The organism is Pelatocladus sp. (assembly GCF_059505505.1).
On sequence record NZ_JCACKS010000212.1, the window covers coordinates 41,870 to 51,074 of the forward strand.

General features: G+C 34.4%; 8 protein-coding genes. 3 read left to right on the forward strand and 5 right to left on the reverse strand.

Annotated features, from left to right (window positions below):
• Nucleotides 1-9: 9 nt before the first annotated feature.
• From AC5JMK_RS18500 to AC5JMK_RS18510, 3 genes are read left to right on the forward strand one after another with little or no spacing between them, the layout of a single operon-like run.
• Nucleotides 10-774 carry an aspartate/glutamate racemase family protein gene (locus AC5JMK_RS18500; protein WP_495910759.1) on the forward strand — a complete coding sequence of 255 codons (765 nt, stop codon included), beginning with the start codon at nucleotides 10-12 and terminating at the stop codon, nucleotides 772-774.
• A 36-nt stretch (nucleotides 775-810) separates the two neighbouring features.
• Nucleotides 811-1,836: a hydroxyacid dehydrogenase gene (locus AC5JMK_RS18505; RefSeq protein ID WP_096679357.1), complete on the forward strand. Its 1,026-nt coding sequence runs from the start codon at nucleotides 811-813 to the stop codon at nucleotides 1,834-1,836.
• Nucleotides 1,837-1,857: 21 nt separating this feature from the next.
• Nucleotides 1,858-3,663: an ABC transporter ATP-binding protein/permease gene (locus AC5JMK_RS18510; protein WP_495910760.1), complete on the forward strand. Its 1,806-nt coding sequence runs from the start codon at nucleotides 1,858-1,860 to the stop codon at nucleotides 3,661-3,663.
• Nucleotides 3,664-3,846: 183 nt separating this feature from the next.
• Here the strand turns inward: AC5JMK_RS18510 and AC5JMK_RS18515 are convergent, their stop codons facing one another.
• The 5 genes from AC5JMK_RS18515 to AC5JMK_RS18535 form a co-directional block, all read right to left on the reverse strand.
• Nucleotides 3,847-4,278, reverse strand: coding sequence for a hypothetical protein (locus tag AC5JMK_RS18515; RefSeq protein WP_096679354.1), 432 nt, complete (start codon nucleotides 4,276-4,278; stop codon nucleotides 3,847-3,849).
• 68 nt (nucleotides 4,279-4,346) lie between these two features.
• On the reverse strand, nucleotides 4,347-6,014 hold the full coding sequence (locus AC5JMK_RS18520; RefSeq protein ID WP_495910761.1) for a GUN4 domain-containing protein: 1,668 nt from the start codon (nucleotides 6,012-6,014) through the stop codon (nucleotides 4,347-4,349).
• A gap of 155 nt (nucleotides 6,015-6,169) precedes the next feature.
• Entirely contained in the window at nucleotides 6,170-8,197 is a 2,028-nt protein-coding gene (locus AC5JMK_RS18525; protein WP_495910762.1) for an ABC transporter ATP-binding protein/permease, read from the reverse strand.
• Between the two features lie 128 nt (nucleotides 8,198-8,325).
• Entirely contained in the window at nucleotides 8,326-8,730 is a 405-nt protein-coding gene (locus AC5JMK_RS18530; protein ID WP_495910763.1) for a hypothetical protein, read from the reverse strand.
• Nucleotides 8,731-8,973: 243 nt separating this feature from the next.
• On the reverse strand, nucleotides 8,974-9,205 hold a 232-nt coding region (locus AC5JMK_RS18535), incomplete at its 5' end, for a microviridin/marinostatin family tricyclic proteinase inhibitor (RefSeq protein ID WP_495910764.1).

Genomic DNA, 9,205 nt, shown 5'->3' on the forward strand with positions numbered 1-9,205 from the left:
AGCATATTTATGAAGAAAAAACTACCAATTCTTGGAGTTTTAGGCGGTATGGGACCTGTAGTTACTGCCGAATTTCTCAAATCAATTTATGAATACAATCAATTTACTGACAACGAACAAGAAGCACCTAACGTCATTGTGTTCTCACTTCCCTCTGCACCTGATCGCACAAGTTCCATTAATAGTGGAAATGAAAGAGAATTTATTGATTTTATGCAATTGCATCTAGAAAACCTCAATAAATTTGTTGACCGCATAGTGATTGGCTGTTGTACAGCACATTATGCTCTACCTCATATTCCTGAACACCTTACTAATAAGGTAATTTCCTTAATTAAAATTGCAGACCAACAACTGCAAGAACATGATGAGCCAGCTATTTTACTTGCAGGTACAGGCGCTTACCATAAAAGATTGTTTCACGAAGGTTGTACTGCTGTTAATCGCATTATTTCTCTATCTGAAAAAGAACAGGACTGGCTCCTTGAAATTATCTTTAAAGTATTAAAGCGAGGACACGATCCACTGACAATTCTTGCAGACATCCAAGAATTGTTAGATAAATATAAGACTCGTTCCTTTATTTCCGGCTGTACAGAATTTCATCTTTTCACTAAATCTCTCAAATTAAATGGAATTGATTCTATTAAAGCGATCGATCCTTTAACTACCATCGCTCAAAACCTTTTTCAACTATTAGAGCCAGTCACATATAATATTAATTCACTTCCAGAAAAAATAAAATTACCTGAAAAAGTTCAAGTTCATTTATAAACTTCCTGATAACTTGTAGTGTATAGGAGAAATTAGATGACAGCTATTTCCCAAAAAAAAACCACAGTGAATCTTAAAAATTACAAGATTCTTTTAATAGGTAGAATGTACCATGAAAAAGGTGAAAAATTACTTGAAGAATATACAAATGTCGAAATTTTAAAAGAACCAACAAAGAATCAAATCAATGATGCTATTCAAGAAGCATCCGGTGTCTTTGTTCGTTATCCTACTAAATTAGATGCCCAAGCGATCGCATTAGCAAAAAATTTAAAAGTCATCAGTACCTCTGGGTTTGGAACTGATGCAATTGATATTGCTACTGCAACAAAACAGGGAGTTGTCGTAGTCAACAATCCTGGTTTGTCAACAACTGCTGTTGCAGAACACACGATTTGCATGATTTTAGCTTTGGCAAAAAAGCTAATTTTTCTCAATCAGTGTGTCAAAACAGGAAACTACCTAATTCGTAATCAGGTACAACCAATGCAAATCGAAGGAAAAACACTTGGGATTGTTGGTTTGGGAAGGATTGGTAGTGCTGTTGCTCATAAGTGCAATACAGCATTTCAGATGCGAGTTTTAGCATACGATCCTTACGTCCCAGCCAGCAAGGCAGAAGCATTGGGTGGAACTTTGGTAAATAATTTAGAATATCTTTTGGCTGAATCTGACTTTGTATCTTTGCATCCCGAACTAACCGATGAAACCTATGAAATGTTTGCTCTAGAAGCTTTTGGAAAAATGAAACCCACTGCTTTCTTAATTAATACATCTCGTGGGAAGATAGTTCGAGAAAAAGATTTGGTTGTAGCCATTCGTGAAAAATTGATCGCAGGAGCAGCAATAGATGTATTTGAGCCAGAACCCCCATCTCAGGATAATCCTTTATATGACTTTGACAATGTAATTTTGTCACCCCATCTGGCTGGAGTTACACCTGAAGCTGCTATGGCTGCTGCACTTTCCGCAGCTAATCAAATAGTGCAAGTGCTTCAGGGTAAAAAGCCACCTCATATTGTTAATCCAGAAGTTTGGCAAAAATTTCCAGACCTGCAATGAGAACCGCTATATTTCTAAAATATGCAAACTGAAGTTTTTCGCGATCAACACTCAACTAATAATCCTAATGTTTCAGGTTTTAATAATTTTTGGGATTATGTCGGAGCGATCACCGGGCCTTACTGGTATCCTACAGATCCCAAGGGAAGACCATTTGCAGAGGTGATGCGCTCATGGGGAATGCTCGTTCTCCTAATTGTATTAATCATTGGTCTTGTGGGCGTAACAGCCTTGAATAGCTTCGTTGATCGCTATTTAGTCGATGTTATTGTTCAAAACAAAGATATGTCTTTGTTTGTCAAGACCTTATCAATTTACGGCATTGGACTGCTATTGATCACGCTCTTGACAGGATTTACTAAATATGTAAGGAAAAAGATTGCCCTTGATTGGTATCAATGGCTAAACAAGCGTATTTTAGAAAAATATTTTAGCGATCGCGCCTATTATAAAATCAACTTTAAATCCGATGTTGATAACCCAGACCAACGTCTATCCCAAGAAATCGAACCTATCGCCAGGACATCTGTTAATTTTGCAGCTACTTTGTTAGAAAAAGTCCTGGAAATGACGACATTTTTAATAATTCTTTGGTCAATTTCTCGACTGGCCGTAGGTATTTTGCTGATTTATACGATTATAGGCAATTTGATTGCTGTGTACTTGAGTCAAGAATTAGAGAAAATTACTCAAGAGGAACTCGAATCTAAAGCTAATTACACTTACAGCCTGACTCATGTTCGTAATCATGCGGAATCAATCGCATTTTTTAACGGAGAAAACCAAGAATTAAATATTATTCTGCGCCGATTTAATAATCTCCTCGAAAGTTCTGCAAGTAAGATTGATTGGGAGAAAAATAAAGATATTTTTAACAGAGGATATCGATCTGTTATCCAAGTATTTCCATTTGTAATATTCGCACCTGCATATATTCGTGGGGAAATTGATTTTGGACAAGTTAATCAAGCAGTCATCGCTTGTAGTATGTTTGCTAATGGTCTGGCAACATTAATAGATGAATTTGGGACTTCCGGACGCTTTTCTAGTTACGTTGAGCGTTTAGCCGAGTTTTCGGAGGCTTTAGAATCTGTTACCAAACAACCAGAGAATGTTAGTACGATTAAAACTATTGAAGAAAATCGTTTAGCTTTCGAGAATTTGACTTTACAAACGCCGAATTATGAGCAAGTAATCGTTGAAGATTTATCACTTTCTGTTCAAAGCGGAGAAGGTTTATTGATTGTTGGACCTAGTGGTCGAGGTAAAAGTTCTCTGTTGAGAGCGATCGCTGGTTTGTGGAATGCTGGTACTGGTCGTCTGGTGCGACCTCCTCTAGAAGAAGTATTATTTTTACCACAACGTCCTTATATAATTTTGGGAAGTTTACGTGAACAATTACTCTATCCTCATACAAATGAGCAAATGAGCGACGCAGAACTCAAAGATGTTTTGCAACAAGTTAACCTTGAAAATATAGAAACAAAAGGCGGTGGTTTTGATGCGGAAGTACCTTGGGAGAATATATTATCTCTGGGAGAACAGCAACGCCTAGCTTTTGCACGATTGTTAATTAGCCAGCCTCGCTTTACAATCTTAGATGAAGCAACCAGTGCTTTAGATTTAAAAAATGAAGAAAATCTATATCAACAGTTACAATCAACCAAGACAACGTTTATTAGTGTAGGACATCGAGAAAGTTTGTTTAATTATCATCAATGGGTTCTGGAACTTTCACAAGATTCGAGTTGGCGACTGATTTCTGTGCATGATTATAGTCTTGAGTTAGGTCGAGGGGGAGTATTATCTTCGGCTCCTCCCATTTAGAGAACGGGAGCATCTTAATTTTTTCAATACACCGCTAACGGTTAAAACCGTTAGCTAATAGCACAAATAGTCTGAAGACGACTTCATAAAATCAAGCAATCTGCTTAAGCAAACTTTAGTTATGAGATTGAAATTTCAATCGTAGGTGAGTAGGCGAGTTTTTGAACTTGAGTTACTAATGTTCTACAGATTTACGGCTCTGTGATTAATTATTTTTGTACCAATTATTGATTCTTCTCCATCCTTGATCACAAATTTAGAATTGTTAATTTGAATAACCTCGTACTTTTCAGTTATAAATAAAGAACCGAAAGTGGCTAGTATATCTCCAAAAGAAACTTTAAAGAATAGTGGTATTTGTAAATTGAAAGGAGATTTGGGAATAGATTTAAGATTCAAATACAAGACTCTATCATTGATGTACCAAACACCATTAAATTTGTTACCTGTTAGCAATTCTTTGGGTTTAGATGAAATAAATGTTTGTACTCTAATTTGCTCATAGGTCATATCAGTTTTAAATTCAACAGAGATTTTTTCCTTAGAAGTATCAAAACGCCATTTACCAAAAAGTAAAACTTCTATATCTATATCACAAAGATCACTATTACTCATATATATCCTCAAAGCAGTTTTGACTTTTGATTATTACTCAAAAATATGCAGTTAACACTTAAAAATGTTCATTGACACACTTTCACACGAGCAAAAAATAAGTGCATCTGCCAAACTAACCAAGATCCTACTCTCCATGCTCCCATTGATAAGTTTTCTACTGCGGAATCTGGTGATAAATCAGAGGTCTGTTGCTCATAGTGTAACCATTTTGCTGGTAAATGTCCCATTGGTGTCATGGGGGACAATTTAAAAGTTAATTGCTCATAATTTAACCAGCTTCCGTCTTTTCGCCAACCAAGGCGATCGCCAAGTCTTTTTTCTGTTTCATAGTCAACTCTACCACCCATTTCACTCCAGATACTTTGCTGAATACTGAAGCCGAAATAACCGTAACTGTAGTGATCCCACAGTTGATCAATAATGTGGAGGTCTTGACAAGAAAAATTATCAATATCTTCTTTATAAACTTCATTCCAGTAATTTTTAGCCATGACTTGTAGCATAACTTTAGCTGTTTCTAGATCAGCTTCTTTCCACTCTTGTTGAGCCAGGAGATTTCGCAGTTTAGTATAATCAATATTTTTAGTACTTTGAAATTCTTTTGAGAAACTAATATCATTAGTTAGCCCTATAAATTGCGTTTCCTCAGATAAAGATAGAGGTGGTATGGAGATACAATTAGCTTCTGCTATTTCTATTATTTTTGTTTGATCTGTGAGTTGTTTTGATATGTAGTTAGATATTAAATCAATCCCATTATCTAAAAAAGTCTCATTTTCAGTGAAATCAAAATTATTGAATTCCCATTCTAATAGTTGGGATTGCATAGAAGCATCTTTTAATCTTGTTTTTTTCTCATAACTTGTCACAATAAAATCGACAATCTTTTCAGAATTTATCTTGGTTTCATCCAGATTTAATAAGTTTGATTGATGCTTCAAAACATTATCTGCTAAGATTTTAATATCTCCAACAGTGCTGTAAAAATCTTCATCGATTTTGACTATTGCATCTATGAGACTTTGAAGAGGAGTAAAGTGATCTTGCAGAGAATTTTTAAAATTCATTGCGATGTTAGCTATGTTTGCTATTTCTTGACGAACTTTATAAGCTTTTGCTTGATATTCGTAAATTTCTTGATAGACTTCTAATTCTTTAATTACTTGTTGAACAATTTGCTTTTGAATTTTGGTATCATTTGCAATATCTTGAATGCCTTTACCCAAAAAGTTTATTTTTTCTATCATTAGCAAATAAGCATTACTTAACAGTAAAACTGCCTTCAAGTTCTCCTGTTTTTCCCATTTTAATTTCTCAAGTATTTTTGCATTGTTATTATTTCTAATCTCTAATTTTGCTCTTTCGTCTTCTAAACTCTTTATTTCCAAATATTTTTGTTTAAATATTTTTTTTAAATCATCTGTAAGCTTTAACAAGAAAAGCTGATAACTATCTTTGTAATTTTCCAAAAAATTAATAATATAAGTGTAATCTCTAATAAATAATTGTATTTCCTCTAAAAATTTTCCCTGACTGATTTCTTCTTTCCGCTTAATTATGCCCCATAATAGATGACGATATCGAACGCCTTCTTTAATTAATCTTTGACGCTTATTCATTTGTTTTTGAAGTTTTTTGACTCCATAATTTTTCAGAGCAGGTAACTGATAAGTTAGTTGATAAATCGTAATTTTTTTGTAAGTAATTAGTTGTCTTTGCTGTTTAGTTAACATGATTATGATTCTCAAAAATATGAGCAGACACAATTATTGTATTATGTCTGTTTTGCATAATTCTCATATCAATATGTTACCTTATCTCGTGATTCTATAGTAAGCATTTCAATTTTATCAATATAACGCTAAGGGTTTAGATTTTTTAAAATGCATTAAAATCTGACCCATTTCAACACTTTTGGATCTTTGTCATAGCGGTAGGTAATATTGTCTTTAGTAGTGATCGTCTTTCCCAAACTAGCTTTACCTCTAATAGTGTTAATCGGAGAATCTGTTAATGTCTGCATTTGTTTATGAGAAAGACCCTCAATTGTATCTATTGGTGATTGAGTTTCTGATTGATTTGGCAATTCATTCTTGTGAGGTTCATTTGCTATGATTTGAGTCTTTTTACTATTCTTAACGACATTTTTTTTATTTTTTTGATTCTGATAATCCTTGATGCTTACAAGTCGCCAACTCGAATCTTGTGAAAGTTCCAGAACCCATTGATGATAATTAAACAAACTTTCTCGATGTCCTACACTAATAAACGTTGTCTTGGTTGATTGTAACTGTTGATATAGATTTTCTTCATTTTTTAAATCTAAAGCACTGGTTGCTTCATCTAAGATTGTAAAGCGAGGCTGGCTAATTAACAATCGTGCAAAAGCTAGGCGTTGCTGTTCTCCCAGAGATAATATATTCTCCCAAGGTACTTCCGCATCAAAACCACCGCCTTTTGTTTCTATATTTTCAAGGTTAACTTGTTGCAAAACATCTTTGAGTTCTGCGTCGCTCATTTGCTCATTTGTATGAGGATAGAGTAATTGTTCACGTAAACTTCCCAAAATTATATAAGGACGTTGTGGTAAAAATAATACTTCTTCTAGAGGAGGTCGCACCAGACGACCAGTACCAGCATTCCACAAACCAGCGATCGCTCTTAACAGAGAACTTTTACCCCTACCACTCGGTCCAACAATCAATAAACCTTCTCCGCTTTGAACAGAAACTGACAAATCTTCGACGATCACCCGTTCATAATTCGGTGTTTGTAAAGTCACATTCTCGAAAGCTAGACGATTTTCTTCGATAGTTTTAATCGTACTGATATTTTCAGGTTGTTTAGTCGCTTCTTCTAATGCATTTGACAATTCAGCTAAACGTTGAGCATAACTGGAAAATCGTCCAGAAGCTGCAAATTCGCTGATTAATTGTCCCAAAGCATTAGAAAACATAAAGCTAACTAAACTAATTTGATTAATTTCTCCATAATCAATTTGATCTTGAATAAATAAAGGTGTAAGTATGAACATTGAGAACACACTAATGGCAGACTGATATGCTCTGTTAAAAATATCTTGATTTACTTCCCAATTCAGCCTGCGTTCACTATTTTTTAAGATATTATCAAATCTGCGTTGAATTATGTTTGTTTCTTCGTTTTCTCCCTGAAAAAAAGCTATTGATTCTGCGTGATTACGAACATGTGTCAGTGCATAACTATAATCGGCTTTAAATTCGAGTCCTTCTTGATTAATTTTATTCGTTTCTTGATTCAAGTAAATAGCAATTAAATTACCTATGATTGTATAAATAACTAAAAGCACTGCTATTTGTTGAGAAATTGTCCAGAGAATAATTAAATAACTTATTATTTGTAGGCTTTTCTCTAGGAAAGTAGCCGAAAAGCTTAGAGCATTGCTGGTGATGGGTTCAATTTCTTGGGAAAGACGTTGATCTGGATTATCAATGTCTGATTTAAAATTTATTTTATAGTAGGCGCGATTACGAAAATATTTGTCTAAAATATGATTATTAAGCCATTTATACCAATCAATAGCAATTTTTTTTCTCACAAATTTAGAAAATGCTATAAAAGCTGTTTCCAAGACAAGAACAAGCATGGAAATCCATAAGGTATCAAGATACTTAGAAAGGTCTTTTTCTTCAATGACAATATTGATTACATAGCGATTTAAGAAACTGCTTGCAGCTGTTATACCCACCAGCGCAACTATTAAAAAAACTAGAAGAATGAGCTTTCCCCATGCACTAATAACATCTGAAAATGCTCTTAATCCCGGCTTAGTTGGATACCAGAAAGGTTGAGCAACCACTCTCACATCTTCCCAAAATTGAATAAAAGCTGAAAAAAGATTACTTGAGGGTTGATCACGAATAACTTGAGCTTGCATGTTGTAAAAACCTATAAAGCTTTAATCTGGTGAAATTGTACTTAAAGAAAATTTATCCATTCATAGTAATTAGATGCTGTCACTTAGCGCAGCATTTTGCATTCAACGAATCCCTTGACTAAAGACAATCAGAATCGAAATATCACCGCAATGATTTCAATTGTTTTTGGGATCTTAACCTCTTCAACCTCAAGAATAATATCTTGACAGATTTGATTTTTAAGTTTTAGTTTTAGATCCTCTGTAATGGGTAAATCTTTTATTTCTTTAATGAGATATTTTACCGATTCAGTTTTGCTACGTTCTTCATATATCGCCTTAAGAATGGCTTCAATTCCATATCCCGCTACAATATCTCCTACAATGGTTATTAGACCAAGCAAGGCTATAGCTCCTACAATGCCAAATGGTCCTCCTAATGTTGTGAGAGTAGCTGCAACGGCGGCGGAACTACCTTCTGATGCAGCCGTTAGAATCACAAGAATTACGCCAAGAAGACCAAGACCAGCAAGTTTTTTAACAATTTCATCCATGCTAATTACCTAAAATACTAACATAATACACATTAATAAGAACTTTAAAACCCGCCTATGCGGGTTTTATCTGTCTAGCTGCGAATTTTATTTGCTAGGAATGAACGATTAAAAAACAGGAAAGCGTATCCGTTTCTAAAACATGCTATGAACGATGCAGAAACGAATATGCTTTTACAAGTAGTTTTGATTTATTAAATAACTGAAATTGATTGCTTTAATTTCAGATGTAAATCAATAGAGTTAACGATCTTCCCAATCGGAGGGAAACTTATAAGTAAAAGGAAAAGGTTTTGGAGCATCCTCTTCTGGTTCTGATTGTTGTTCTTCCAAGAAACGAGCAAAAAATGGTAACGCTTTGTTATTATTTTCAGACATGCTATTTCCTCGTAGAAAATTTACTTTAACAATATTATATATACCAATCAATACCTTCGCCAAATTTATGAACTGGTAGAACAAGGATCGGCAGGGT

Excerpts from the sequence above, each read along its gene's own strand:
- AC5JMK_RS18500 (WP_495910759.1), top strand. The coding sequence starts at position 10 with ATGAAGAAAAAACTACCAATTCTTGGAGTTTTAGGCGGTATGGGACCT.
- AC5JMK_RS18505 (WP_096679357.1), top strand. The coding sequence starts at position 811 with ATGACAGCTATTTCCCAAAAAAAAACCACAGTGAATCTTAAAAATTAC.
- AC5JMK_RS18525 (WP_495910762.1), bottom strand. The coding sequence starts at position 8,197 with ATGCAAGCTCAAGTTATTCGTGATCAACCCTCAAGTAATCTTTTTTCA.
- AC5JMK_RS18530 (WP_495910763.1), bottom strand. The coding sequence starts at position 8,730 with ATGGATGAAATTGTTAAAAAACTTGCTGGTCTTGGTCTTCTTGGCGTA.
- AC5JMK_RS18520 (WP_495910761.1), bottom strand. The coding sequence starts at position 6,014 with ATGTTAACTAAACAGCAAAGACAACTAATTACTTACAAAAAAATTACG.
- AC5JMK_RS18510 (WP_495910760.1), top strand. The coding sequence starts at position 1,858 with ATGCAAACTGAAGTTTTTCGCGATCAACACTCAACTAATAATCCTAAT.
- AC5JMK_RS18515 (WP_096679354.1), bottom strand. The coding sequence starts at position 4,278 with ATGAGTAATAGTGATCTTTGTGATATAGATATAGAAGTTTTACTTTTT.